General features: G+C 61.4%; 22 protein-coding genes. 10 read left to right on the forward strand and 12 right to left on the reverse strand.

Annotation, left to right across the window (positions count from 1 at the left end; all coding sequences use genetic code 11):
* Window positions 1-10 precede the first annotated feature (10 nt).
* The 4 genes from pqqC to J3P79_RS24515 are packed head-to-tail and all read left to right on the forward strand — an operon-like array spanning window position 11 to window position 3,950.
* On the forward strand, window positions 11-763 hold the full coding sequence (gene pqqC, locus J3P79_RS24500) for a pyrroloquinoline-quinone synthase PqqC (protein WP_434606264.1): 753 nt from the start codon (window positions 11-13) through the stop codon (window positions 761-763).
* Window positions 760-1,035, forward strand: coding sequence for a pyrroloquinoline quinone biosynthesis peptide chaperone PqqD (gene pqqD, locus J3P79_RS24505; protein ID WP_434606266.1), 276 nt, complete (start codon window positions 760-762; stop codon window positions 1,033-1,035). Before pqqC ends, pqqD begins: the two co-directional genes overlap by 4 nt.
* Window positions 1,028-2,158: a pyrroloquinoline quinone biosynthesis protein PqqE gene (pqqE, locus tag J3P79_RS24510; RefSeq protein ID WP_434611600.1), complete on the forward strand. Its 1,131-nt coding sequence runs from the start codon at window positions 1,028-1,030 to the stop codon at window positions 2,156-2,158. Before pqqD ends, pqqE begins: the two co-directional genes overlap by 8 nt.
* Window positions 2,124-3,950 carry a prolyl oligopeptidase family serine peptidase gene (locus tag J3P79_RS24515; RefSeq protein ID WP_434606268.1) on the forward strand — a complete coding sequence of 609 codons (1,827 nt, stop codon included), beginning with the start codon at window positions 2,124-2,126 and terminating at the stop codon, window positions 3,948-3,950. Before pqqE ends, J3P79_RS24515 begins: the two co-directional genes overlap by 35 nt.
* Window positions 3,951-4,081: 131 nt before the next feature.
* Here the strand turns inward: J3P79_RS24515 and J3P79_RS24520 are convergent, their stop codons facing one another.
* The 11 genes from J3P79_RS24520 to bioB form a co-directional block, all read right to left on the reverse strand.
* The gene (locus J3P79_RS24520; RefSeq protein ID WP_003177654.1) at window positions 4,082-4,240 is read right to left on the reverse strand and encodes a YqaE/Pmp3 family membrane protein; all 159 of its coding nucleotides are present in this window, start codon (window positions 4,238-4,240) and stop codon (window positions 4,082-4,084) included.
* Between the two features lie 344 nt (window positions 4,241-4,584).
* Window positions 4,585-6,363: an acyl-CoA dehydrogenase C-terminal domain-containing protein gene (locus J3P79_RS24525; RefSeq protein ID WP_434606273.1), complete on the reverse strand. Its 1,779-nt coding sequence runs from the start codon at window positions 6,361-6,363 to the stop codon at window positions 4,585-4,587.
* 173 nt (window positions 6,364-6,536) lie between these two features.
* Window positions 6,537-8,333, reverse strand: coding sequence for an acyl-CoA dehydrogenase C-terminal domain-containing protein (locus J3P79_RS24530; protein ID WP_434606275.1), 1,797 nt, complete (start codon window positions 8,331-8,333; stop codon window positions 6,537-6,539).
* Window positions 8,334-8,425: 92 nt separating this feature from the next.
* Window positions 8,426-9,715, reverse strand: a complete 1,290-nt coding sequence (locus tag J3P79_RS24535; RefSeq protein WP_434606277.1) for a diguanylate cyclase — start codon at window positions 9,713-9,715, stop codon at window positions 8,426-8,428.
* A 222-nt stretch (window positions 9,716-9,937) separates the two neighbouring features.
* A complete protein-coding gene (locus J3P79_RS24540) occupies window positions 9,938-11,743 on the reverse strand; it encodes a phenylacyl-CoA dehydrogenase (protein WP_039590703.1) in 1,806 nt (601 codons plus the stop codon).
* Between the two features lie 276 nt (window positions 11,744-12,019).
* Window positions 12,020-12,316, reverse strand: coding sequence for a hypothetical protein (locus tag J3P79_RS24545; RefSeq protein WP_039590701.1), 297 nt, complete (start codon window positions 12,314-12,316; stop codon window positions 12,020-12,022).
* Window positions 12,317-12,434: 118 nt separating this feature from the next.
* Window positions 12,435-13,115, reverse strand: coding sequence for a dethiobiotin synthase (gene bioD / locus J3P79_RS24550; protein WP_434606282.1), 681 nt, complete (start codon window positions 13,113-13,115; stop codon window positions 12,435-12,437).
* Entirely contained in the window at window positions 13,112-13,924 is an 813-nt protein-coding gene (gene bioC, locus J3P79_RS24555) for a malonyl-ACP O-methyltransferase BioC (protein ID WP_434606285.1), read from the reverse strand. Before bioC ends, bioD begins: the two co-directional genes overlap by 4 nt.
* Window positions 13,917-14,648 carry an alpha/beta fold hydrolase gene (locus J3P79_RS24560; RefSeq protein ID WP_434606288.1) on the reverse strand — a complete coding sequence of 244 codons (732 nt, stop codon included), beginning with the start codon at window positions 14,646-14,648 and terminating at the stop codon, window positions 13,917-13,919. Before J3P79_RS24560 ends, bioC begins: the two co-directional genes overlap by 8 nt.
* On the reverse strand, window positions 14,641-15,819 hold the full coding sequence (gene bioF, locus J3P79_RS24565; RefSeq protein ID WP_434606291.1) for an 8-amino-7-oxononanoate synthase: 1,179 nt from the start codon (window positions 15,817-15,819) through the stop codon (window positions 14,641-14,643). Before bioF ends, J3P79_RS24560 begins: the two co-directional genes overlap by 8 nt.
* Window positions 15,820-16,004: 185 nt before the next feature.
* On the reverse strand, window positions 16,005-17,060 hold the full coding sequence (gene bioB / locus J3P79_RS24570; protein ID WP_039590691.1) for a biotin synthase BioB: 1,056 nt from the start codon (window positions 17,058-17,060) through the stop codon (window positions 16,005-16,007).
* 90 nt (window positions 17,061-17,150) lie between these two features.
* Between bioB and J3P79_RS24575 the strand changes: the two genes are divergently transcribed.
* The 5 genes from J3P79_RS24575 to rarD all read left to right on the forward strand — a co-directional run bounded on the left by J3P79_RS24575 (window position 17,151) and on the right by rarD (window position 22,857).
* A complete protein-coding gene (locus J3P79_RS24575) occupies window positions 17,151-17,891 on the forward strand; it encodes a double zinc ribbon domain-containing protein (protein WP_434606295.1) in 741 nt (246 codons plus the stop codon).
* A gap of 56 nt (window positions 17,892-17,947) precedes the next feature.
* Complete coding sequence (locus J3P79_RS24580) at window positions 17,948-18,712, forward strand: TOBE domain-containing protein (protein WP_434606297.1); 765 nt, start codon at window positions 17,948-17,950, stop codon at window positions 18,710-18,712.
* Between the two features lie 67 nt (window positions 18,713-18,779).
* Complete coding sequence (locus J3P79_RS24585) at window positions 18,780-20,675, forward strand: PhoX family protein (protein ID WP_434606300.1); 1,896 nt, start codon at window positions 18,780-18,782, stop codon at window positions 20,673-20,675.
* A 182-nt stretch (window positions 20,676-20,857) separates the two neighbouring features.
* The gene (locus J3P79_RS24590; protein WP_039590683.1) at window positions 20,858-21,832 is read left to right on the forward strand and encodes a serine/threonine protein kinase; all 975 of its coding nucleotides are present in this window, start codon (window positions 20,858-20,860) and stop codon (window positions 21,830-21,832) included.
* A gap of 137 nt (window positions 21,833-21,969) precedes the next feature.
* On the forward strand, window positions 21,970-22,857 hold the full coding sequence (gene rarD / locus J3P79_RS24595) for an EamA family transporter RarD (RefSeq protein WP_434606303.1): 888 nt from the start codon (window positions 21,970-21,972) through the stop codon (window positions 22,855-22,857).
* A 217-nt stretch (window positions 22,858-23,074) separates the two neighbouring features.
* Here rarD and J3P79_RS24600 read toward each other — a convergent pair whose 3' ends face one another.
* A complete protein-coding gene (locus J3P79_RS24600) occupies window positions 23,075-23,593 on the reverse strand; it encodes a glycine cleavage system protein R (protein WP_434606305.1) in 519 nt (172 codons plus the stop codon).
* A gap of 439 nt (window positions 23,594-24,032) precedes the next feature.
* On the opposite strand from J3P79_RS24600, the gene J3P79_RS24605 reads away from it, so the two are divergent.
* A complete protein-coding gene (locus tag J3P79_RS24605; protein ID WP_434606308.1) occupies window positions 24,033-26,210 on the forward strand; it encodes a malate synthase G in 2,178 nt (725 codons plus the stop codon).
* Window positions 26,211-26,238: the final 28 nt, after the last annotated feature.

Consider the following 26,238-nt stretch of genomic DNA (forward strand, 5'->3'; position numbering starts at 1 on the left):
AGGGCCCGAAATGACTGACACGCCATTGACCACCGCAGAATTTGAAGCAGCCTTGCGCGCCAAGGGCGCCTTCTACCATATCCATCACCCGTACCACGTGGCGATGTACGAAGGCCGTGCCACTCGCGAGCAGATCCAGGGCTGGGTCGCGAACCGCTTCTATTATCAAGTGAACATCCCACTCAAGGACGCCGCGATCCTGGGCAATTGCCCGGACCGGGAGATCCGCCGCGAGTGGATCCAGCGCCTGCTCGACCATGACGGCGCACCCGGTGAAGATGGCGGCATCGAAGCCTGGCTGCGGCTGGGCCAGGCGGTGGGCCTGGACCCCGACCAGTTGCGTTCCCAGGAACTGGTGCTGCCGGGCGTGCGCTTCGCCGTAGACGCCTACGTCAACTTCGCCCGCCGGGCCAGTTGGCAGGAAGCCGCCAGCAGCTCACTGACCGAGCTGTTCGCCCCGCAGATCCATCAATCGCGCCTGGATAGCTGGCCGCAGCATTATCCGTGGATCGACCCGACCGGCTACGAGTACTTCCGCACTCGCCTGGGCCAGGCCCGGCGTGACGTGGAACATGGGTTGGCGATCACCTTGCAGCACTACACCACTCGGGCAGGCCAGGAGCGCATGCTGGAGATCCTCCAGTTCAAACTGGATATTCTCTGGAGCATGCTCGACGCCATGAGCATGGCCTACGAACTGAACCGCCCGCCCTATCACACCGTGACTGACCAACGGGTCTGGCACAAAGGAATCGCGTTATGAGTTTCGATCGCCGTAAAAAACCCAACTGGCGCCCTGGCTATCGCTTCCAGTACGAACCGGCCCAGAAAGGCCACGTGCTGCTCTATCCTGAAGGCATGATCAAGCTGAACGACAGCGCGGCGCTGATCGGTGGCCTGATCGATGGCGAGCGCGATGTCGCGGCAATCATCGCTGAACTGGACAAACAATTTCCCGGTGTGCCTGAGCTCGGTGACGACATCGAGCAATTCATGGAGGTCGCCCGTGCTGAGCACTGGATCACCCTTGCCTGAAAAGCCCGCCGTTGGCCTGCCGCTGTGGCTGCTGGCCGAGCTGACCTATCGCTGCCCGCTGCAATGCCCGTACTGCTCCAATCCGCTGGACTTTGCCGAGCAAGGCAAGGAACTGAGTACCGAGCAGTGGTTCAAGGTGTTCCGCGAAGCGCGAGAAATGGGCGCCGCGCAGCTGGGCTTTTCCGGCGGTGAGCCGCTGGTGCGCCAGGACCTGGCGGAGCTGATTGGCGAGGCGCGCAGGCTGGGTTTCTACACCAATCTGATTACCTCCGGCATCGGCTTGACCGAACAGAAGATCAGCGACTTCAAGAAGGCTGGCCTGGACCACATCCAGATCAGTTTCCAGGCCAGCGACGAGCAGGTGAACAACCTGCTCGCCGGCTCGAAGAAAGCCTTCGCGCAAAAACTGGAAATGGCCCGGGCAGTGAAAGCCCATGGTTATCCGATGGTGCTGAACTTCGTCACCCATCGGCACAACATCGACAAGATCGACCGCATCATCGAGCTGTGCATCGCCCTGGAAGCCGACTTCGTCGAACTCGCCACGTGCCAGTTCTACGGCTGGGCACACCTCAACCGCGTCGGCCTGCTACCCACCCGGGAACAACTGGTGCGTGCCGAGCGCATTACCAATGAGTACCGGGCCAAGCTTGAGGCCGAAGGCAACCCGTGCAAGTTGATCTTCGTGACCCCGGATTACTATGAGGAACGCCCCAAAGCCTGCATGAACGGCTGGGGCAGCATTTTCCTGACCGTCACACCGGACGGCACGGCCCTGCCCTGTCACGGCGCCCGGCAGATGCCAGTGCGGTTTCCGAATGTGCGCGACCACAGCATGCAGCACATCTGGTACGACTCGTTCGGCTTCAACCGCTTCCGCGGTTATGACTGGATGCCCGAGCCCTGCCGCTCGTGCGATGAGAAGGAAAAGGACTTTGGCGGCTGCCGTTGCCAGGCGTTCATGCTCACGGGCGACGCCAGCAATGCCGACCCGGTGTGCAGCAAATCCGAACACCACGGGATGATTCTGCAGGCTCGCGAAGACGCCGAGCATGCCACGCAAACCATCGAGCAATTGGCCTTTCGCAATGAACGAAACTCACGCCTCATCGTTAAAGGCTGATCCGCTCAGCGCCGCACAGGCTGTCGCGGCAGGCATCGACTTTGCCGAACTGCAACTCGGGCCCCTGGGCCTGTTCTGGAATGAATACCGCCCCGCGGACGGCGCCTGCCGGATCTGGCATCGGCGAGATGGCGAGATCCATTGCCTGACCCCGGACGGCTTCAGCGTACGCAGCCGGGTCTATGAGTATGGCGGCGGGGCGTTCTGCCTGAGCGATGACGGCGTGCTGTTTGTCAACGAGGCCGACCAGCAGGTGTATCACCAGTCGCTGGACACAGGTCGCCCCGTGGCGCTGACCTCGGGCGACTGTCGATATGGCGACCTGAATTTTTCCCCAGGGCATGTGCTGGCGGTGGAAGAACACGCCAATGAGCATCGCCTGGTGTCGATCGGGCTGGCCGATCGTCAACGATGCGTATTGGCCGAAGGCGCGGACTTCTACGCTGCGCCGATCCTGAGTCCGGATCAGAAGCGTCTCGCCTGGATCGAGTGGAGTCGCCCGCACCAGCCCTGGACAGCCACGCGGCTGATGCTCGCCGAGCGCAACGATGCAGGCTGGGGCAAACCGGTCTGCGTGGCCGGTCATGGTGCGGAGGAGTCGATCCAGCAACCGCGCTTCGATGCTTCCAATCGTCTTTATTGCCTGACCGATCGAGGTGGCTACTGGCAGCCCTGGGGAGAGGATGCAGGCGTCCTGAGGCCGTTGGCTGCCGCCGAAGCCGACCACGCCCCCGCGCCCTGGCAACTAGGCGGTTGTACCTGGCTGCCCATCGACGGAGAGACTTTCCTGGCAAGCTGGACCGAGGCGGGTTTTGGTCGGCTGGGCCTGCGCCATGGCGACGCAACCGAAGATTTTGCCGAAACCTACAGCCGCTTTCGCAGCCTGGCGCAAGATGAGCGTTTCATCTATGCCATTGCCGGCTCGCCAACCAGCCCGTCGGCGGTCATTGCCATCGAACGACAAAGCCACCACATCGCCGTGCTGGCTGGCGGCATTGCACCGCTATCCGCCGAACAGATCAGCCACCCACAGACCCTGCGCTACCCCGTTGCTTCAAGTGAAGCCCACGGGTTCTTTTATCCCGCCATGGACGCCAAGGCTAAACCGCCGCTGGTGGTGTTCATCCATGGCGGGCCGACGTCGGCCTGCTACCCCATGTTTGACCCGCGCATCCAATACTGGACCCAGCGCGGCTTTGCCGTGGCCGATCTCAATTATCGTGGCAGCAGCGGCTATGGCCGGGCCTATCGTCAGGCATTGCATCTGAATTGGGGCGTGGTAGATGTCGAGGATGCCTGCGCCGTCGTTGCGTATCTGGACGAGCGGGGCCTGATCGATGGCCGCCTTGCGTTCATTCGCGGCGGCAGCGCCGGTGGTTACACGACCCTTTGCGCCTTGGCGTTCCGGGATGTGTTCCGTGCCGGCGCCAGCCTCTACGGGGTCAGCGACCCCGTTGCCCTGGGGCGCGCGACGCACAAGTTCGAAGGCGACTACCTGGACTGGCTGATCGGCGACCCGCAAGTGGATGCCGAGCGCTACAGGGCCCGCACTCCGTTGCTTCACGCCGACCGGATCCGCGCGCCGATGATATTTTTCCAAGGCGAGCTGGATGCCGTGGTCGTGCCGCAGCAGACCCGCGATATGGTCGAGGCCTTGAAAGACAACGGGGTTCCAGTCGAGGCGCACTACTACTCGGACGAGCGCCACGGCTTTCGCAAGGCGGTGAACCAGGCCCATGCGCTGGAGCATGAGTGGTTGTTTTATCGAAAGGTAATGGAGGCTAGCTTATAAAAGCGGCGAGCTTTTGTGGCGAGGGAGCTTGCTCCCGCTGGGTCGCGGAGCGGCCCCAGGCTTTGCGATTGCTGCGCAATCGAGCGGGAGCAAGCGTCCTCACCACAGGGGCAATCCTCTATCTGCAGACTTCAGCGCTTGGCGATGATGTACACCGCATGCACGATGCCGGGGATATAACCCAACAGCGTCAGCAAAATATTCAGCCAGAAAGCCCCGCCGAAACCAACTTGCAGGAACACGCCCAGTGGCGGCAGGAGGATGGCGATGATGATGCGAATGAAATCCATGGATGACTCCCTGTTTGACGATGGCCATATTGCCATATAGCTCATGGACACCTGACCACTCGTCACGGTTCAGTGCGGGCCATCGAGAGGCGGCGAAAGGGACAAAGGCCTTGCGTGGAAAAAAACGCGGGCAAAAGAAAACCCCGCCGAAGCGGGGCTTTGCAGACTGTTTCCCTGACATCCATTTCACTCCGCCTTCCTGGCAGAATCCTACGTGTCCGTGTTGTTACTTTTGCGCGTCCTGCGCTACGTCCATGGAAGCTAGATTAGCCGTGGATCCAATTGGCCGATAGAGGGAAATCGCCAGCACGTCATGTAAGCATTTGCTTACACGACGACCTGATTCAAAACTGGCCCGGCTCCAGCAGGAACAGCGACTCACTGCCTGCCTTCACCGAAGCGCTCAAGGAATGGATCCGTGGCAACAGGCGAGCGAAGTAGAACCGCGCCGTGCCCAGCTTGCCCGCGTAGAAATCATCCTGGCTTTCCTTGCCCAAGGCCGCCCGGGCCATCAATGCCCACATGTAGGCATAAGCGGTGTAGCCGAACGCTTGCAAGTATTCCACCGAAGCCGCGCCGATTTCGTTCGGGTTGCTTTTCGATCGATCAAGCAGCCACTCGGTCAGTTCGTCCAGCGTGCCGACGGCATCGTTCAATGGCTTGGTGAACTCCGACAATTCGCTGCCTGCCGTGGCGGTGAAATGGCGTATTTCATCGGCGAACAATTTATAGAACGCCCCGCCACTACCGACAATCTTGCGCCCCACCAGGTCCAGCGCCTGGATACCGTTGGTGCCTTCGTAGATCTGGGTAATGCGCACATCGCGCACCAGTTGCTCCTGGCCCCATTCGCGGATGTAACCGTGACCGCCAAAAATCTGCTGGCCATGGACGGTGGTTTCCAGGCCCAGGTCGGTGAGGAAAGCCTTTGCCACTGGCGTCAGCAGCGCGACCAGGTCTTCCGCACGCTTGCGGGTGGCGGGTTCTTCGCTGAACTTCGCGGTATCCAGTTGCATCGCCACGTAGGTGGAAAAAGCGCGGCCACCTTCGTTAGAGGCTTTCATGGTCAGCAGCATACGGCGCACGTCAGGGTGGACGATGATCGGGTCGGCGATCTTGTCCTTGTTCTGCGCGCCGGTCGGCGAACGGCTTTGCAGGCGGTCGCGGGCGTATTCGATGGCGTTCTGGTAGGAGCGCTCGCCGGTGGCCAGGCCCTGGATACCAACGCCCAGGCGCTCGTAATTCATCATGGTGAACATCGCCGCCAGGCCTTTGTTCGGCTCGCCGACCAGATAACCTACGGCCTCGTCGAAGTTCATCACGCAGGTGGCGGACGCCTGGATACCCATCTTGTGCTCGATCGAACCGCAGTTGGCTGCGTTTCGCGCGCCCAGGCTGCCGTCGGCATTGACCATGAACTTCGGCACCAGGAACAACGAGATGCCTTTCGGGCCGGCCGGTGCGTCCGGCAGTTTTGCCAGCACGAGGTGGATGATGTTTTCGGTGAGGTCGTGCTCGCCGCCGGTGATGAAAATCTTCGTGCCGCTGACTTTGTAGGAACCGTCGGCCTGAGGTTCAGCCTTGGTCCGGATGATCCCCAAGTCGGTGCCGGCGTGCGGCTCGGTCAGGCACATCGAACCGGCCCAGACGCCGGCATACATGTTCGGCAGGTATGCGGCCTTCAATTCTTCGCTGGCGTGGGCATTGATCGACAGGCAGGCGCCGGCGGTCAGCATCGGGTACAGGCCAAAGGAGAGGCTGGCGGAGTTGACCATTTCCTCGACCTGGGCCGAAACAGCCTTGGGCATGCCCATGCCACCGTACGCCGGATCTCCGCCGACACCCACCCATCCGCCTTCGGCATAGGTCTTATAGGCCTGAGGGAAACCTGCCGGAGTCGCCACGGCGCCGTCAGCCCAGTGGCAACCTTCTTCGTCAGCCGCGCGGCTGAGGGGCGCGACGCTCTTGCTGGTGACCTTGCCGGCCTCCTCCAGGATCGCTTCGACAGTTTCAGCGTCTACGGTATCGGCCAGCGCCGGCAATTGGGCCCAGAGTTTTGCGACCTCGAACACTTCATTGAGGACGAAGCGCATATCGCGCAGGGGCGCTTTGTAGTCAGCCATGGCAAACCTCGCAAGATCTAAACAATTGGTTCGTAGGAAAGCGGTTTCGCAATGGTCCAGAGTGTACCCCAACAACTTTTGCGACACATAGGGTCAACCCATGACTGTTTTGTTATTTTTAGTCACCGACAAAGCTTGGGTGTCTATCGTGACCAGGAGGGTGTTTGAGCCCATCAAAGCGCAAACAACTCCGCCGGCAACTTCATCAGGCATTCGCTTCCCGCCTCGATTGCAGCCTGATGACTGGCCGTGCGCGGTAGCAGACGCTTGAAGTAAAACTCACAGGTCACCAGCTTCGCCCGGCAAAAATCCGCGTCGCCGTCGCCACCGTCGAGTTGCGCCTGGGCCACCAACGCCATGCGCAACCACAGGTAAGCCAGGATGATATAGCCGCTGTACATCAGGTAATCCACCGAGGCAGCGCCCACCTCGTCGGGATTTTTCATGGCAGCCATGCCGACCTGGGCCGTCAGTTCGCCCCATTGCTGGTTGAGCCCGTCCAGTTGCGCAATGTATCCCTGGAGCTGCGGATGCCCGGCGTTGGCGGCGCAGAACTTATGGACGATTTTGGTGAACCCGCGCAGTAACTTGCCTTGGCTGCCCAGCACCTTGCGTCCCAGCAAGTCCAAGGCCTGGATACCATTGGTGCCTTCGTAGATCGGCGCGATCCGACAATCGCGCACCAGTTGCTCCATACCCCACTCGCGGATAAAACCGTGGCCGCCGAAAACCTGCATGCCGTGGTTGGTCACCTCCAGCCCCGTGTCGGTCATGAAGGCTTTGCAAATTGGCGTGAGGAAGGCCAACAGGTCTTCAGCTTCCTGACGGGCGGTTTCGTCGCGGCTCAGGTGCGCGGTGTCGAGCAATTGCGCAGTGAAATACGTCAGCGCCCGGTTGCCTTCGTTGAAGGCCTTCATCGTCAGCAGCATCCTGCGCACATCAGGGTGAACAATGATCGGGTCGGCGGCTTTTTCCGGCGCCTTGGGGCCGGTCAGCGAGCGCATCTGCAAACGATCGTTGGCGTACTTGATCGCCCCCTGGAAACTCGCCTCGCCCAGGCAAAGTCCCTGCATGCCCGTGCCGAGGCGGGCATGGTTCATCATTGTGAACATGCAGTTGAGGCCCTTGTTCGCCTCGCCGATCAGGAAGCCCTTGGCACCGTCGAAGTTCAGCACGCAGGTAGCCGAAGCCTTGATACCCATCTTGTGCTCGATCGACCCGCAGGAAACGCCGTTGCGCTCTCCGGCCTCACCCGCGGCGTCAGGAAGGAACTTTGGCACGATGAACAGCGAGATGCCCTTGGTCCCGGCGGGCGCATCCGGCAGTTTGGCGAGCACCAGATGAATGATGTTGTCGCTCATGTCGTGCTCGCCGGCGCTGATGAAGATCTTGCTGCCGGTCACCGCGTAGCTGCCGTCGGCCTGGGGCACGGCGCGGGTCTTGATGATGCCAAGGTCAGTGCCACAGTGGGCTTCGGTCAGGCACATGGTGCCGGTCCACTGGCCTGCGGTGAGTTTGCTGAGGTAGGTCTGCTTCTGCTCCTCCGTCCCGTGGGCGTGGATGGCCGACATCGCACCGTGGGTCAGCCCGGGGTACATGCCCCAGGACGTGTTGCTAGAACCAATCATCTCGCTGATAACCAGGCCCAGGGAACTGGGCAGGCCCTGGCCGCCGTACGCCGGGTCCGCCGCCAGGCCGTGCCAGCCGCCTTCCACGTATTGAGCAAACGCCTGCTTGAAGCCAGCAGGCGTCGTCACCACGCCGTTGTCGAAATGGCAACCCTCTTCATCACCCGGGCGATTGAGAGGCGCCAGCACGTTCTCACAGAACCGAGCGCCTTCCTCCAGAATGGCGCTGACCATGTCCGGGCTGGCATCGCTGGCACCCAGTTCGGCATAGCGGCCATGGAAATCGAAGACGTGGTCGATCAGAAAGCGCATGTCGCGCAGCGGAGCTTTGTACTCGGGCATGGTGGTTTTCTCCGGTAGCAGATTCATTCCAACCTACTGCCGGCCATCGTGGCCCACAATCACAGTCCAGGCGCTGAATGCGCCATCATCACTCAACCCGCGGCGGCTTCCATGCGCACTGCGCCGCGACGATTCTGTCCATAGGCGATCACACAGTTTCGCCCCGCGCCCTTGGCGTTATAGAGCGCTTGGTCCGCTGATTTGAGCACCTCTTCGGGCGTACGCTGCTCGATGCGCTCGGCCACGCCGATGCTGACGGTCACCGATACGCTGGAGGCCCCAGCGCCGGCCCTACGCTGGCGACCTTGTTGATCGTCCTGGGGACGGCTGTCGGGGTTACGCAGTTGAATCGCGTAGGTCTCGATGGACTGGCGGATGATTTCCAGATGGGGCATGCACTCATCGATGGTCTTGCCCGCGAACACCAGGGCGAATTCCTCGCCGCCATAGCGATACGCCCTGCCGCCACCGCCGATCTTCGACAGCTTGCTGGCCACCAGGCGCAGCACTTGGTCACCGACATCGTGGCCATGGGTGTCGTTGAACTTCTTGAAATGGTCCACGTCGCTCATCGCCAACACATAATTGCGACCCAGGCGCTGCATGCGTTCATTCAATGCACGACGCCCCGGCAGGCCGGTGAGTTCGTCACGAAAGGCCATTTGATACGCCTCGTGGGCGACCGCCGCGGCAATCATCAACATCACCTGGCTGCACATGATATTCAGGGTGAATGGCAGGATGAAGGTTTTCGGCAGCATCCAGAACAACCCGAGCAGCCCCACCAATTGCGCCGCGTGCAGCGGCCGGGGGTTGCGCCAGTATTGCCAGGCCAGGAGCAGGAATGCGGCGGCGAACATTGGGTAGGACAACTGGATCAGGCTCATCCAGGTGCCATGCAACGCGGGCCAGCGGATCTCCGACAGCCACAACAGCAACGCCTGCGGAAAACTTTGCTCCAAGGCCAGCGCCACGCTGCCGAAAACCAGCAACACCGCGAACCGCGCCACCATGTCCTGGAACAGGTGGGTGCGCTCCTGCCACGCCGCGAACAACCCGAACAGCAGCGGCAGCAACAGGCAGACGAGATGGAACACCACCGCCGCGTCTTCGCGCACCTTGCCGTTATCACGATAGAAGTCGGTCTGGGTGTCCAGGAGGAAGTAGGCGATGTACACCGTGACCATCAGAAACAGCTCGCGTTGACGTCGGTAGACGGCGCAATACGCCCCGCCCAATAGCAACACCAAGGTAGGAAGCACGTTGAACAGGGAGGTAAAGAAGACGTTGAGATCCTTGACGTAGGCAGCCGCAAGCCCCGACAACAACAGCAGCAGTGACGGTAGGAAATGGCTCAGGCGTACAGCGGAAGAACGCGGCAAGGGTAAAGCTCCGACCCGACTGATCAAAGAGGGCATTGTGCACGTGAGATGTGACCGATGTCACACTGCCATCGCTGTAACGGCAGAGGCCGGAGTTTTCTTAAGGCTCTGTTGGATGAATATTGTTTCAGGACCGCTATCGATCTCTTTGGGCATTTAGGGCAGCCATGAAAAAGCCGCTGCTCCCGAAGAAGCAGCGGCTTGTGAAGAACCGCCTAAGGCTTAGTAGCCCAGCGCGAAGTCTTCTTCTTTCATGTCCATCAGGTTGTTGGCGCCCGACAGCATGGTTGCCACATGGGTACGAGTGCGCGGCAGGATGCGCTGGAAGTAGAAGCGCGCGGTCTGCAGCTTGGCCGTGTAGAACGCTTCCTCACTGGTGCCGGCTGCGAGTTTTTCCGCCGCCAGGCGCGCCATGTCGGCCCAGAAGTAAGCCAGGCAGGCGTAGCCGGAGTACATCAGGTAATCGACCGACGCGGCGCCGACTTCTTCGCGATCCTTCATGGCCGCCATGCCGACCTTCATGGTCAGCTCGCCCCATTCCTTGTTCAACGCAGCCAGGGGTTCGACGAACTCTTTGACCGCTTCGTTGCCTTCGTTGCCCTGGCAGAATTTGTGGACGATCTTGGTGAAGCCCTTGAGCGCTTCGCCCTGGGTCATCAGCACTTTACGGCCCAGCAGGTCCAAGGCCTGGATACCCGTGGTGCCTTCGTACAGCATCGAGATACGGCTGTCGCGTACGTTCTGCTCCATGCCCCACTCGGCAATGAAGCCGTGGCCGCCGTAGATCTGCACGCCGTGGTTGGCCGACTCAAAGCCGACTTCGGTCATGAAGGCCTTGGCGATCGGGGTCATGAACGCCAGCAGCGCATCAGCTTTCTTCTTCTCTTCTTCATCCACGCCGTACTTGACGATGTCGACCTGCTTGGCGGTGAAGTAGACCATCGCCCGGTTACCTTCGGCGAAGGCTTTCATGGTCAGCAGCATGCGACGCACGTCAGGGTGCACGATGATCGGGTCGGCGGCCTTGTCCGGCGCTTTCGGACCGGTCAGGGAGCGCATTTGCAGGCGGTCACGGGCATATTTCAGGCCGCCCTGGAAGCCGATTTCGGCGTGGGCCAGGCCTTGCAGTGCGGTCCCCAAGCGTGCGGTGTTCATGAAGGTGAACATGCAGTTCAGGCCTTTGTTCGCCGGGCCGATCAGGAAACCGGTGGCCGCGTCGAAGTTCATCACGCAGGTGGCGTTGCCGTGGATGCCCATCTTGTGTTCCAGGGAACCGCAGCTCACGGCGTTGCGCTGACCCACGGTGCCATCGGCGTTAGGCAGGAATTTTGGCACGATGAACAGCGAGATGCCCTTGGTGCCAGCCGGTGCGTCCGGCAGGCGTGCCAGCACGATGTGGACGATGTTGTCGGCCATGTCGTGTTCGCCAGCCGAAATGAAGATCTTGGTGCCGGTTACTTTGTAGGAGCCGTCAGCCTGAGGCTCGGCCTTGGTACGCAGCATGCCCAGGTCGGTGCCGCAGTGTGGTTCGGTCAGGCACATGGTGCCGGTCCACTCGCCGGACACCAACTTGGTCAGGTAGGCCTCTTGCTGCTCGGGCGTACCGTGCTCCGAAATGGTGTTCATCGCGCCATGGGACAGGCCCGGGTACATGCCCCACGACCAGTTGGCTTCGCCGACCATCTCGCTGATCGCCAGGCCCAGGGACTCCGGCAGACCTTGACCGCCGTGCTCTACGTCGTGGGCAAGGCTTGGCCAGCCGCCTTCGACGAACTGCTTGTAGGCTTCCTTGAAGCCGGTCGGGGTTTTCACACCGGACTCGCTCCAGGTGCAACCTTCAAGGTCACCCACGCGATTCAGCGGCGCCAGTACCTGCTCACAAAACTTGGCGCCTTCTTCGAGAATGGCGTCAACCATGTCCGGAGTTGCGTCCTGGCAAGCCGGAAGGCTCTGATAATGCGCTTCGTAGCCAAGCAGTTCGTCACGAACGAAGCGAATATCACGCAAGGGGGCCTTGTAGTCAGGCATAGCGATAAACCTCTGCTGATGTAACCGGGAATGAATGACCGCGGCGAATTGTTGTAGCGGTCAAACAGGTGTTTGAAACATACGTTTACGCCCAAATCTTGTCAAGCGTCGATCTTTTGCCGTTCGTCATCAGCCTAAAAAAATGTCGTTCACGGAAAATCCATCGCAATGAAGAATCCGCGATGCGCGCAGGAAAAGATTAGTTGAGCAATAAGACGTTAGAGACAAGAACGCCGCGAATAATCGCGGCGTTTTCGTAAATCTGGAAGAGCAGGATCAGGCAAAGGTATCGATCAACGTACCGAGCATTTCGTCGGATGCCTTGGCAACGTTCACACCCAATTGCACTTGGAACTTGCCCTGGGCCAAGTCGACCATGTTGCTGGCCAGGTCTGATTGCTGGCTGCGATCCACTGACCGCAAGCGATCGACCTGGACTTCGGACGACTGGCTGGTGACCGAACGCTCGATCGTGTTGTTGGCGATCTGGCTGGAGGCCTGATCGACACGGTTCTGCCCTGTCTGAATCGTGCTCAGACCGGCATAGAACGCGGTGTTTCCTGAGATTTCCATGGCAAGGCTCGTCTTCTTGAAGGGTCGACACGGCCATTGAATCAGATGGCTAGGCAAAAGGCCCGACAAAAACACTAATGGCACAGTGCCTTGTCATAGGCAAAACCTTGGCGAGATGTCAGTCGAGCAGATCCAATTGCAGGTGTCCGGCCACCGCTTCGGCCGTCACGCTCTGGATTCGCGCCACCCTGCCCAGGCAAGGCGCTGGAAGTCGTTCGGCCAGGGTTGCGAGGTTTTCCTCCAGGCGTGAGGTGGCCGGGTCGATGATGTTCGCGACCCAACCGGCAAGCGGCAAGCCGTCACGGGCGATAGCCTCGGCGGTCAGCAACGCATGGCTGATACACCCCAGGCGCACGCCCACCACCAGGATCACTGGCAAGTCCAACGCAATTGCCAGGTCGGAAAGATTGTCCTGGCCTGATAGCGGCACGCGCCAACCGCCGGCGCCCTCAATCAAGGTGAAATCGGCGCCCAGCGCCAGCACTTCGCGCATCGGACTTAGCAGCGACTGCACCGTCAATGCAACACCCGCCTCCCGGGCAGCCAAGTGCGGCGCTATGGCCGGTTCGAACGCCACCGGATTGACCTGTGCATAAGTCAACGGCACCGAGCATTCGGCCAGCAGCGCCAAGGCATCAGCGTTGCGCAGGCCCTTGGGGGTCACGTTGCAGCCAGAGGCCACAGGCTTTCCGGCTGCCGTGCTCATGCCGGCTTGTCGCGCTGCGTGCAGCAGGCCCGCCGCAACGGTGGTCTTGCCTACATCGGTGTCGGTGCCGGTAATGAAATAGGCCTGGCTCATAGCGGTTTCTCCAATACGGCATAGACCACTTGGTAGGTCGCCGGCAGCCCTTGTGCCTGACGAAACTGCTCATAGGCTTCAACCAGCGCGAGGATCCGCGCCCTGCCCGTCAAGCCGCCAGGGCGGCCAGGGTTCAGATTATGAGCGCCCAATGCTTTCAATTCGTGGGTCAGACTGCGCACATCAGGGTAATGCAACACATGGGGCCGGTTTTCAAGGCTGACGACATTCAGTCCGCTATTCGCGCAGAGCTGTTGATACGTCTCGAACCCACGGAAACGGTTGACGTGCACCATGCCATCCACCTGACGCCAGCTGTCGCGCAGTTCGTACAAAGTGCCCACGCAGAGACTGCTGAAGGCAAACACTCCCCCCGGTTTCAAGACCCGACAGGCCTCGCTCAGCACCGAGGCAAAATCGGCACACCACTGCACCGCCAGGCTGGAGAAAACCAGCTCGCAGCTCGCCGACCGCAAAGGCAAACGCTCCGCGTCTCCAGCGATGAAGTGCGCAGCACCGCCTTGGGGGCGGGCATGGAGGAGCATGCCTTCGGCGATATCCAGCGCCAGGCCGCTGTCTTCGCCGAAACGAGCACCCAACGCGCGGGTGAAGTGGCCGGTGCCACAACCCAGGTCCAGCCAACGTTGCGGCATGAACGAAGGCGGTAGGCGGTCAAGCAGTTGCTGGCCGACGTCGCGCTGTAATTCGGCCACGCTGTCATAGCTGGCTGCCGCCCGGGAAAACGAAGCCGCTACCTGGCGCTTGTCGGGCAAGGCGCCGGGCAAATGGGGAAGAGACAAATCAGTCATCACCGGACTCATGCAAAAAAGCCTGGATCGCCGCCGCTACACCGTGCGGGTCCTCCAGAAGGAATCCGTGGCCGGCCTGTTCGATCAGACCGATTTCGACATCCGGCAGCAACGCCAGCAACTCGCCCGCCGCCTCGGCCGGCACCAAGGCGTCGAGCCCGGCAAACAGATGCAGTTGCGGACCACGAAAACTCTGCAACGCGGCGCGAGTGTCCAATTGCGCGAGCAGTTCGAGCCCGGCCATCAATACTTGCGGCGGAGTGCCCGGCGCCCCGGCCAGCAGCAGTCGTGACAACCCGCGCGGGTCGCTGCAGCCCTGGGCACAGAGCAGGCTGAAGCGCTTGAGGGTCTGGCGTGGGTCGGCCGCACACCCTGCAAGAAATCCGTCGAAGGTCTCGCCGGCCATTGCGCTCGGCCATTGTTCTTGTGCGACGAAAGACGGATTACTGGCCAAAGTCAGCAAGCCGCAACAGCGCTCGCCCCGACGCGCCGCCAATGCCGAGGCCAACATGCCGCCCAAGGACCAGCCGCCGAGCCAGGCGTCCTGAGGCACGGTGGCGTCCAATTCGTCGAGCCACTCATCAGGATCGCTCGACAGCAATGCCGGCAGCGGCTCGACCTCCACGCGCAAGTGTTCGTCGAGCCCTTGCAGTGCCGCCGCCAGGGGCTCCAGCGGAGAAACACCCAAACCCCAACCGGGCAACAGGATCAGTCGGTCACGCATGGCTTGGCTCCGGTCCCAACAGGGCACAACACTCGGAGAGTGCGTTTAACAATAGCTGCACCTGGGCTTCGCTGTGTGCGGCCGTCAAGGTGACCCGCAGGCGGGCGCTGCCGGCCGGCACGGTGGGCGGACGGATTGCCGTGACCATCAGCCCGCGCTCACGCAACATCTGCGACAAGCGCATGGCCCGCCCCGCATCGCCAATCAGGATCGGCTGGATCGGCGTGAAACTGTCCATCAGTTGCAACCCGATCTGCTCGGCGCCTTGGCGGAACTGACGGATCAGCCGCTGCAAATGCTCTCGTCGCCAATGTTCGCTGCGCAGCAGTTCCAGGCTCTTGAGGGTCGCGCAGGCCAGTGCTGGCGGTTGGCTGGTGGTGTAAATGTAGGGACGCGCGAACTGGATCAGGCTTTCGATCAGTTCTTCACTGCCTGCCACAAACGCGCCGGCGGTTCCAAAGGCCTTGCCCAGCGTGCCAACCAGCACGGGCACGTCTTCCTGGCTCATGCCGAAATGTTCGACGACACCGCCACCAGTAACGCCCAACGTGCCGAAACCGTGGGCATCGTCGACCATCAGCCAGGCGCCCTTGGCCTTGGCTTCACGGGCGAGGGCCGGCAGGTCGGCGATGTCGCCATCCATGCTGAACACCCCATCGGTGACCACCAGGGTGTCGCCCACGGCTTTTTCCAAGCGTTGGGCCAGGCTTCGGGGGTCATTGTGCAGGTAGCGATTGAAACGCGCGCCGGATAGCAGCCCGGCGTCGAGCAGCGAGGCGTGGTTAAGGCGATCTTCCAGCACCGTATCGCCCTGCCCCACCAGCGCCGTGACCGCGCCAAGGTTGGCCATGTAACCCGTGGTGAACAGCAACGCCCGAGGACGCCCCGTCAGCTCGGCCAGGGCTTCCTCCAAGGCGTGATGCGGCCCGCTGTGGCCGACCACCAGATGAGACGCCCCGCCGCCAACGCCCCAACGCGTAGCACCGGCGCGCCAGGCCTCTATCACCTGCGGATGATTGGCCAGGCCCAGGTAATCGTTGTTGCAGAATGCCAACAACGGCTGGCCGTCCACCACCACTTCCGGCCCTTGGGGGCTTTCGAGCAGCGGGCGCTGGCGATAGAGATTGTCGGCACGACGGGCAGCCAGGCGTGCGGCGAGATCGAAGGGCATGCAGGCCTCGGGGTGAACCGCTATTGAAAAACCGAATGAGATCTACTGTGAGCGCGAGTTTGCTCCGAGCGGCGATCCGACGATGAGGCCATCACATTCAACATTTCGGTCGACTGTAATACCGCATCGCGAGCAAGCTCGCTCCCACAGTGTCTTGCATTCCAATCAGGAGAACTGGCGAGCGATCAAACAGCCGCGTTATAGAACTGCTCGCTGCTCTTCTGCTCCACCAGCGCCTGTTCGATTGCCGCCTGGTGCACTTCATCGGCATGCTCTTCGCGGGCTTCGGGCTGGATGCCCAGGCGCGCGAACAACTGCATGTCCTTGTCGGCTTGCGGGTTGGCGGTGGTCAGCAGCTTATCGCCGTAGAAAATCGAGTTCGCGCCGGCGAAAAACGCCAGGGCCTGCATCTGCTCGTTCATCGCTTCGCGGCCGGCGGAGAGGCGTACGTGAGACTTAGGCATCAGGATCCGCGCCACGGCGAGCATGCGGATGAAATCGAACGGATCGACGTCCTCGGCATTCTCCAGCGGCGTGCCGGCGACCTTCACCAGCATGTTGATCGGCACCGATTCCGGGTGCTCCGGCAGGTTCGCCAGTTGGATCAACAGATTGGCGCGGTCGTCCAGGGACTCGCCCATGCCCAGGATGCCGCCGGAGCAGATCTTCATCCCCGAGTCGCGCACGTAGGCCAGGGTTTGCAGGCGCTCGCTGTAGGTGCGCGTGGTGATGATGCTGCCGTAGAACTCAGGCGAGGTGTCGAGGTTGTGGTTGTAGTAATCCAGGCCGGCCTGGGCCAGTGCTTCGGTCTGCTCCTGGTCGAGGCGACCCAAGGTCATGCAGGTTTCCAAGCCCATGGCCTTCACGCCCTTGACCATCTCCAGCACGTAAGGCATGTCCTTGGCCGACGGGTGCTTCCACGCCGCGCCCATGCAGAACCGGGTCGAACCGATGGCCTTGGCGCGCGCGGCCTCTTCGAGGACCTTCTGCACTTCCAATAACTTCTCTTTTTCCAGCCCGGTGTTGTAGTGGCCGGACTGCGGACAATATTTGCAATCTTCCGGGCAAGCGCCGGTCTTGATCGACAGCAGCGTGGAAACCTGGACGCGATTGGCGTCGAAGTGCGCGCGGTGCACGGTCTGCGCCTGGAACAGCAGGTCATTGAATGGCTGAACGAAGAGTGCTTTGACTTCGGCCAAAGACCAGTCATGACGCAGGTTGGCAGTGGTGCTGGCGCTCATGGGCATTTCCTTGATTATGCTTGGCTGGCGCCTTGGGAATCGAATACCCACAGGCGCGACACGGATGTTCGGCATATTTAAGGAAGAGTCATGCGCTGTCAACCACGATACAAACTACCGGTTTACATCTGGTCAAAAAACAAACAACCCTGCCTTTTATGCGGTGAGTCCACCGACACACCGCAACCCATCTGCACGCCGTGCGAAAGCGAACTGCCTTGGCTCGGCGATCAGTGCAGCGTCTGTGCAGTTCCGCTGCCCACGCCCGCACTTCGCTGCGGCCAATGTGCGTCGCGTCTTCCGGCCTTCGAACGGGTCGTGGCGCCGTGGATCTATGACTTCCCGGTGGACACCCTGGTCACCCACTTCAAGCATCAGGCGAAGTGGCCGCTTGGACGCTTGCTCGGCGAACTGTTGGCGCAGTCGGTCCAGCATCATTTTGATGAAGGGCTGGAGCGACCCGATGCGCTGGTGCCGGTGCCATTGGCGGCTCGACGACTGCGCCAGCGCGGGTTCAACCAGGCGACATTGCTGGCCCGCTGGCTCAGCGGGCCGCTGGGAATCCCTTGCGAAGAGAACCTGCTGCAACGCGTCCAGGACACGCCTGCGCAACAAGCTCTCGACGCCCCGGCAAGACGTCGAAACCTGCGCCACGCCTTCGCCCTGGCGCCTGGCGCCACCTTGCGAAACCGTCACCTGGCGCTGGTGGACGATGTGCTCACCACAGGCGCGACGGCCCAGACGCTTGCACGCCTGCTGCTAGACGCTGGCGCCGCCCGGGTCGATGTGTATTGCCTGGCTCGAACGCCGAAACCCGGCGACCCGGCTTGACGGGCAGCGGCCGAGGCGCCAACGTCCAGGCATCAAATCCTTGCGCAGCTCTTGTCATGTCATTGCCTACACTGCTGACCCAGCACATCGTCCGCCGACCACAACGCATTGCGCTGTTGCAGCACATTGCCGAACAGGGCTCGATCACCCGGGCTGCCAAGAGCGCCGGGCTGAGCTACAAGGGAGCATGGGATGCGATCGATGAGTTGAATAACCTGGCGGAACGGCCACTGGTCGAGCGCAGCGTTGGCGGCAAGGGCGGAGGTGGCGCAAAGCTGTCGGAGGAAGGCTTGCGCGTGTTGCGTCTTTACCAGCGCCTGCAAACCTTGCAGGCGCAACTTCTGGAAGCCAGCGAGGACGCTGGCGACCTGGGCTTGCTCAGTCGCCTGATGCTGCGCACCAGCGCCCGAAACCAATTGCATGGCAAAGTCTTGGCCATCACAGCCCAGGGCCACAATGATTATGTGCGCCTGGAGCTGGCCCGCGGCCTGGTCATCGAAGCGCAGATCACCCAAGACAGTACATTGCGCCTGGAATTGGAGATCGGCACCGAGGTGGTCGCCCTCATCAAGGCCGGCTGGCTGGAGCTGTACCCCGCCGATCAGCCGGAGGATTCGTCGACCAATAACCTCCAGGGAATCATCGAACACATTGCGATTGCCGAGGACGGCCCCAGCGAAGTGCGTATCGGCCTGCCAAACGGCCAGACCCTTTGCGCACTTGCCGCCCCTCTTCAATTGGCGGAACGAAACCTGGCCGCAGGTTCAGCGGTGCAGGTGCGGTTTTCTTCGACAAATGTGCTGCTCGGCACACCGCTGTAGAGCGCTGAAACATAATCTTCATCGACCCGCTTTAAGGTGACTGCCAAAACCAGCAGGGAGCCTGATGATGAGCCTATTAGAAGAAAACCAATCCACCGACCTGGAAAAGATCGTCGGCCTGAGCCGTCGCCGCTTCATCGGTGCGGGCGCCTTGTGCGGCGCGGCGATGTTCCTGGGCGGCAACCTGCTGAGCCGCAGCGTCATGGCCGCCGCCGTGAGTGAAGGCAACAAAAGCATGCTGGGCTTCAACAGCATTGCTGCCTCCACCGCCGACACCATTACCTTGCCGCCAGGCTACAAGGCCTCGGTGCTGATCAGTTGGGGCCAGCCACTGAAGAAAAATGCACCGGCGTTCGACCCCAGCGGCAATGGCACCGCCCGTGCACAGGAAGTGCAGTTTGGCGACAACAACGACGGCATGAGCCTGTTCGAATTCCCCGGTGACAAAAACCGGGCGCTGTTGGCAATCAACAACGAATACACCAACTACCAATACCTGTTCCCTCACGGTGGCCAGCCGCAATCGGCCGAAGACGTGCGCAAGGCTCAGGCCAGCGAAGGCGTGTCGGTGATCGAAATCCAGCGCCGTCGCGGCCAGTGGCAGTTCGTCCAGGACTCGCGTTACAACCGCAGGATCCATGGCAACACGCCGATTCGCCTGCGTGGCCCGGCAGCCGGGCACGACCTGCTGAAGACCAGTGCCGACAAGAGTGGCAAGAAAGTGCTCGGCACTTTCCAGAACTGTGCCAACGGCATGACCCCGTGGGGCACCTACCTGACCTGCGAAGAAAACTTCACTGACTGCTTCGGCAGCAGCAAGGCGGACCTGCAATTCGACGCGGCACAGAAACGCTATGGTGCCACCGTCACCAGCAGTGAAATCAACTGGCACTTGCACGACCCGCGTTTTGACCTGGCGAAGAACCCCAACGAACTCAATCGCCACGGCTGGGTGGTGGAAATCGATCCGTTCGATCCAGAATCCACCCCGGTAAAACGCACCGCCCTGGGGCGTTTCAAACATGAAAACGCGGCCCTGGCACAAACCAACGACGGTCGTGCCGTGGTGTACATGGGCGACGACGAACGTGGCGAGTTCATCTACAAGTTCGTCAGCCGCGAGCGCATCAACCATCGCAACGCCAAGGCCAACCGCAACCTGCTGGACCACGGCACGTTGTATGTGGCGCGCTTCGATGCCGGCGACGGCAACCCGGACCACCCCAAAGGCAAAGGCCAATGGATCGAACTGACCCATGGCAAGAACGGCATCGACGCCAGCAGCGGTTTCGCTGATCAGGCCGAGGTGTTGATCCATGCACGCCTGGCCGCCACGGCCGTGGGCGCCACACGCATGGACCGTCCGGAGTGGATCGTGGTCAGCCCCAAGGACGGCCAGGTCTATTGCACCCTGACCAACAACTCCAAGCGCGGCGAAGCTGGCCAGCCGGTGGATGGGCCGAACCCTCGGGCCAAGAACGTCTACGGGCAGATCCTGCGCTGGCGCACCGACCGCGACGACCATGCTTCCAAGACCTTCGACTGGGACCTGTTCGTGGTCGCCGGCAACCCGACGGTACACGCCGGCACGCCGAAAGCCGGGTCGTCCAACATCAACCCGCAAAACATGTTCAACAGCCCCGATGGCCTGGGCTTCGACAAGGCCGGGCGGTTGTGGATCCAGACCGACGGAGACTCGAGCAACGCGGGCGACTTCGCGGGCATGGGCAACAACCAGATGCTTTGCGCCGACCCCAACAGCGGCGAAATCCGTCGCTTCATGGTCGGGCCGGTAGGCTGCGAAGTCACCGGTATCAGCTTCGCGCCGGACTACAAGACCCTGTTCGTCGGGATCCAGCATCCTAGCGGTGGCTCGACCTTCCCTGAGCACCTGCCCAACGGCAAGCCGCGCTCTTCGGTGATGGTGATTACCCGGGAAGATGGCGGAGTCATCGGCGCCTGATTGGGCCTCATCGCGAGCAAGCTCGCTCCCACAGTGGATCTTCGGCGTACCGTCTATCCATGTGGGAGCGAGCTTGCTCGCGATAGCTTCAGTACAGCCACCACAGCCACCACCTATCTGCCTCCGTCTGCGCTACCATGCTGGGCCGGACGCGGCAGCCCTGCCGCTGCGCAGGAGTCAGCATGTCCCATCCGTTCGAAACCCTCACGCCCGACCTGGTCCTGGATGCCGTCGAAAGCATCGGCTTCCTCAGCGACGCCCGGGTGCTGGCGCTCAACAGCTATGAAAACCGCGTATATCAAGTGGGCATCGAAGATGCCGAGCCGTTGATCGCCAAGTTTTATCGTCCGCAGCGCTGGACCAACGAAGCCATCCTGGAAGAGCACCGGTTTACCTTCGAACTGGCTGACCACGAAGTGCCGGTGGTGGCGCCGCTGATCCACAACGGTGCCAGCCTGCATGAGCATGCCGGGTTTCGTTTCACCCTGTTTCCCCGTCGAGGTGGCCGGGCACCGGAGCCGGGCAATCTCGATCAGCTCTATCGCCTGGGCCAACTGCTCGGGCGCCTGCATGCGATTGGAGCCACCCGACCGTTCGAGCACCGTGAAGCACTGGGCGTGAAGAATTTCGGCCATGACTCTCTGGAAACGGTGTTGAACAGTGGTTTCGTCCCCACCAGCCTGCTACCCGCCTACGAGTCGGTGGCCAGGGATCTGCTCAAGCGTGTCGAAGATGCCTACGCCGCCACGCCGCACCGGAACATTCGCATGCATGGTGATTGCCATCCCGGAAACATGATGTGCCGGGACGAGGTGTTCCACATCGTCGACCTGGACGATTGCCGCATGGGCCCGGCGGTTCAGGATTTGTGGATGATGCTCGCGGGTGATCGCCAGGAGTGCCTGGGGCAGCTATCGGAATTGATGGACGGTTACCAGGAATTCCATGACTTCGACCCGCGCGAACTGGCGCTGATCGAACCCCTGCGCGCCCTGCGCCTGATGCATTACAGCGCCTGGCTGGCTCGCCGCTGGGATGACCCGGCATTTCCCCGCAGCTTCCCGTGGTTTGGCAGCGAGCGTTATTGGGGTGACCAGGTGTTGGCGTTGCGCGAGCAACTGGCGGCGCTGAATGAAGAGCCATTGAAGTTGTTCTGATTGGGTTCGGTTCCAACAGCCACCGCAAATCCCTGTAGGGGCCTGCGGTGGAACTACGTCCTAGCAAGGTTCACAGCAAAACCAGAAGAATCTCCATACAATCACTCCTTTGTTAGCTGCCTAAGCAAGGATTCTGCATGCAAGCCGCCAACCCGCGTCGCGGGTACATCCTGGGCCTGAGTGCCTACATCATCTGGGGTCTTTTCCCGATCTATTTCAAAGCCATCGCCAGCGTCCCGTCGGTGGAAATCATCATCCACCGAGTGCTCTGGTCCGCCCTGTTCGGCGCGGCTTTGCTGATGGTCTGGAAACACCCGGGCTGGTGGCGGGAGTTACGGGACAATCCGCGGCGCCTGGCGATCCTGGCCCTGAGCGGCACGCTGATCGCCGCCAACTGGCTGACCTATGTCTGGGCTGTGAACAACGGGCGAATGCTCGAAGCCAGCCTGGGTTACTACATCAATCCGCTGGTCAACGTGTTGCTGGGCATGTTGATCCTCGGTGAGCGGCTGCGGCGCATGCAATGGCTGGCGGTAGGATTGGCGGCGGTCGGCGTGGCCCAGCAGGTCTGGCAAGTGGGCAGCCTGCCGTGGGTGTCGCTGGTGCTGGCGCTGACTTTCGGCTTCTACGGGCTGATCCGCAAGCAAGCGCCGGTCAAGGCCTTGCCCGGGCTGGTGGTGGAAACCTGGATGCTGGTACCGATCGCCATCGCCTGGCTGCTCTTCAACCCGACCGCCACCAGCGCCCAAGCCGCGTTCTGGACCACTTCCGAAGCGTGGTGGCTGGTGGCGGCCGGTCCGGTAACGCTGGTGCCGCTGGTGTGCTTCAACGCCGCGGCGCGACACCTGCCGTACACCACGTTGGGTTTCTTGCAGTACATCGCCCCGACCCTCGTGCTGCTGCTCGCTGTGCTGCTGTTCGATGAACACTTGTCCTCCAGCACGCTGGTGGCATTCCTATTCATCTGGGCCGGCCTGGCGGTGTACAGCATCGACGCCGTGGTCGGCATGCGCCGCCGCAGCTGATCAAAAAACGTACACATCTCTACAGGCCACGCCCAGCGTGGCCTGCGCTCATCGCTCCCAAGGTTATCCACAGCGTGATCCCCGCCGTTTGTGCACAAGCCGTTGAAAACTGGTGATTTTTTGACCATTACCCGCTAAGGCCCTACCGGCCTGGGCTGGCGACGGGTCTCTACAGGTTATCCACAGGCAGGCGCAGTTTTTCCTTGGATAACCCGCGTCATGTTTCGTCGCTGAGTTTCAACTCGACCATCAATTCATCAGCCAGGGTTTCCAGGCATTCCTGCAACGTGTCCAACGACAGGGTCAACGGCACGCCAAGGATCGCCTCGGCATGAAACAGCAGCTCGCTGCTCATGGGCGCGGGTCGGACATGAGTGATCAAGCGCTCGACGTTTACGCCCTGCTCGCTTAGCAGGCGGGTGATATCGCGCACGATACCCGGACGGTCATTGCCAACCAGTTCCATCGCGATAGGTTTCCAGGTGCAAGACTCTTCGATCGCATTCTCAGCGATCAACACTCGAATGCCGTGGGCCGAAAGGCCTTGCAGGGCTTCGATCAGCTCTTCATGGGATTCGGCCGGAGCGCTCAGACGCAGGATTCCAGCAAACTGCCCGGCGAGGTGAGACATGCGGCTCTCTAGCCAGTTTCCGCCATGCTCGGCGATGCATTGGGCGATTCGCTCGACCTGCCCAGGTTTATCTGGGGCGAAAATGGTGATGACGAGATGGTCCATGACGCAGCCCTGTGATGGATGGAAAAGACAGTATAGGCAAGGCTGCCCGCGACGGAGGCGGAGCCATATTCAAATGAATGTGTACAGTTATTGAGATTTATCTGGAACAATCCATCTGTTTTTTGAGAACATCCCGTTCCGCGCTGTGACTGTACTGCTTTGGTCGGTCGCAGAACGACGCAATTAGTCTAATTTTCACAAGCGCAACTGATCATGTAGTATGCCGCAGCGTGCACTACATAACGGTAGCGCATGCTGTTTTACCGATGTCTGCCCAGGCAGGTCGCATCCCTGTAAAGCCCCGTCAGCAAGGCTTGATCACCCAGCCGCCAGCGATGGCATGTACTGGTCCAGGGGTTTGTGGTTTAAATGTCCCGAGGCTTCATTGTCAAAATCGAAGAGCTGAAAAGCGAAATAGCTGAGCAGAGTGAGGCAAGCAATGACTGAACACGTTCAAGTCGGTGGCCTGCAGGTCGCCAAAGTCCTGTTCGACTTCGTGAATAACGAAGCCATTCCCGGAACCGGCCTCACCGCCGACGCATTCTGGGCCGGTGCCGACAAGGTCATCCATGACCTGGCTCCGAAGAACAAAGCCCTACTCGCCAAACGCGACGACTTCCAGGCGCGGATCGACGCCTGGCACCAGGCCCGTGCCGGCCAGGCCCACGATGCCGTGGCTTACAAAGCCTTCCTGCAAGACATTGGATACCTGCTGCCAGAAGCGGCGGACTTCCAGGCCACGACTCAAAACGTCGATGACGAAATCGCCCGCATGGCCGGCCCGCAACTGGTGGTGCCGGTGATGAATGCCCGCTTCGCCCTCAACGCCTCCAACGCCCGCTGGGGTTCGTTGTACGACGCGTTGTACGGCACCGATGCCATCAGCGAAGCCGACGGCGCGGAAAAAGGCAAAGGCTACAACAAGGTCCGTGGCGACAAGGTCATCGCCTTCGCCCGCGCCTTCCTCGACGAAGCCGCGCCGCTGGCCGCTGGCTCCCACGTGGACTCCACTGCCTACAAAATCGTCGACGGCAAGCTGGTGGTCACCCTCAAGGGCGGCAGCAACAGCGGCCTGCGTGACGATGCCCAGTTGATCGGCTTCCAGGGCGATGCCTCGGCACCGACCACCGTACTGTTGAAACACAACGGCCTGCACTTCGAAATCCAGATCGATGCCAGCACCCCGGTCGGCCAGACCGACGCCGCCGGTGTCAAGGACATCCTGATGGAAGCCGCGCTGACCACCATCATGGACTGCGAAGACTCGGTCGCCGCCGTCGATGCCGCTGACAAAGTGGTGATCTACCGCAACTGGCTCGGCCTGATGAAAGGCGACCTGGCTGAAGAAGTCGCCAAGGGCGGCCAGACGTTCACCCGCACCATGAATCCTGACCGCGTCTACACCGCCGTCGACGGCTCGAGCGTGACGCTGCACGGCCGTTCACTGCTATTCGTGCGCAACGTTGGCCATCTGATGACCATCGACGCGCTCCTGGACAAGGACGGCAACGAAGTGCCGGAAGGCATCCTCGATGGCCTGGTCACCAGCCTGGCAGCGGTCCACAGCCTCAACGGCAACACCTCGCGCCGCAACAGCCGCACCGGCTCGGTGTACATCGTCAAGCCGAAGATGCACGGCCCGGAAGAAGCCGCATTCACCAACGAGCTGTTCGGCCGCGTCGAAGATGTGCTGAACCTGCCGCGCAACACCCTCAAGGTCGGGATCATGGACGAGGAGCGCCGCACCACGGTCAACCTCAAGGCCTGCATCAAGGCCGCCAGCGAGCGCGTGGTGTTCATCAATACGGGCTTCCTCGACCGTACCGGTGACGAGATCCACACCTCCATGGAAGCCGGCCCGATGGTGCGCAAGGCCGACATGAAAGCCGAGAAGTGGATCGGCGCGTATGAAAACTGGAACGTCGACATCGGCTTGAGCACCGGCCTGCAAGGTCGCGCGCAAATCGGCAAGGGCATGTGGGCGATGCCGGACCTGATGGCGGCGATGCTTGAGCAGAAAATCGCTCACCCGATGGCCGGCGCCAACACTGCCTGGGTGCCGTCACCGACCGCCGCCGCGCTGCACGCGCTGCATTACCACAAGGTCGACGTGTTCGCCCGCCAGGCCGAACTGGCCAAGCGCGCCCGCGCGTCGGTGGATGACATCCTGAGCATCCCGCTGGCCGTCAACCCGAACTGGACACCGGAGCAGATCAAAAACGAACTGGACAACAACGCCCAGGGCATCCTTGGCTACGTGGTGCGTTGGATCGACCAGGGCGTCGGCTGCTCCAAGGTGCCGGACATCAACGACATCGGCTTGATGGAAGACCGTGCAACGCTGCGTATCTCCAGCCAGCACATCGCCAACTGGCTGCGCCACGGCATCGTCACCCAGGACCAGGTGATGGAAAGCCTCAAGCGCATGGCACCGGTGGTGGATCGCCAGAACGCCAGCGACCCGCTGTATCGCCCGCTGGCGCCAGACTTCGACAGCAACATCGCCTTCCAGGCGGCGGTCGAGCTGGTGATCGAAGGCACGAAGCAGCCGAACGGCTACACCGAGCCAGTGCTGCACCGTCGCCGTCGCGAGTTCAAGGCCGCCAATGGGTTGTGATTGAGCGGTAACAGCTGCAAAAAAGCCC

The organism is Pseudomonas sp. R1-7 (assembly GCF_051132105.1).
GTDB lineage: Bacteria > Pseudomonadota > Gammaproteobacteria > Pseudomonadales > Pseudomonadaceae > Aquipseudomonas.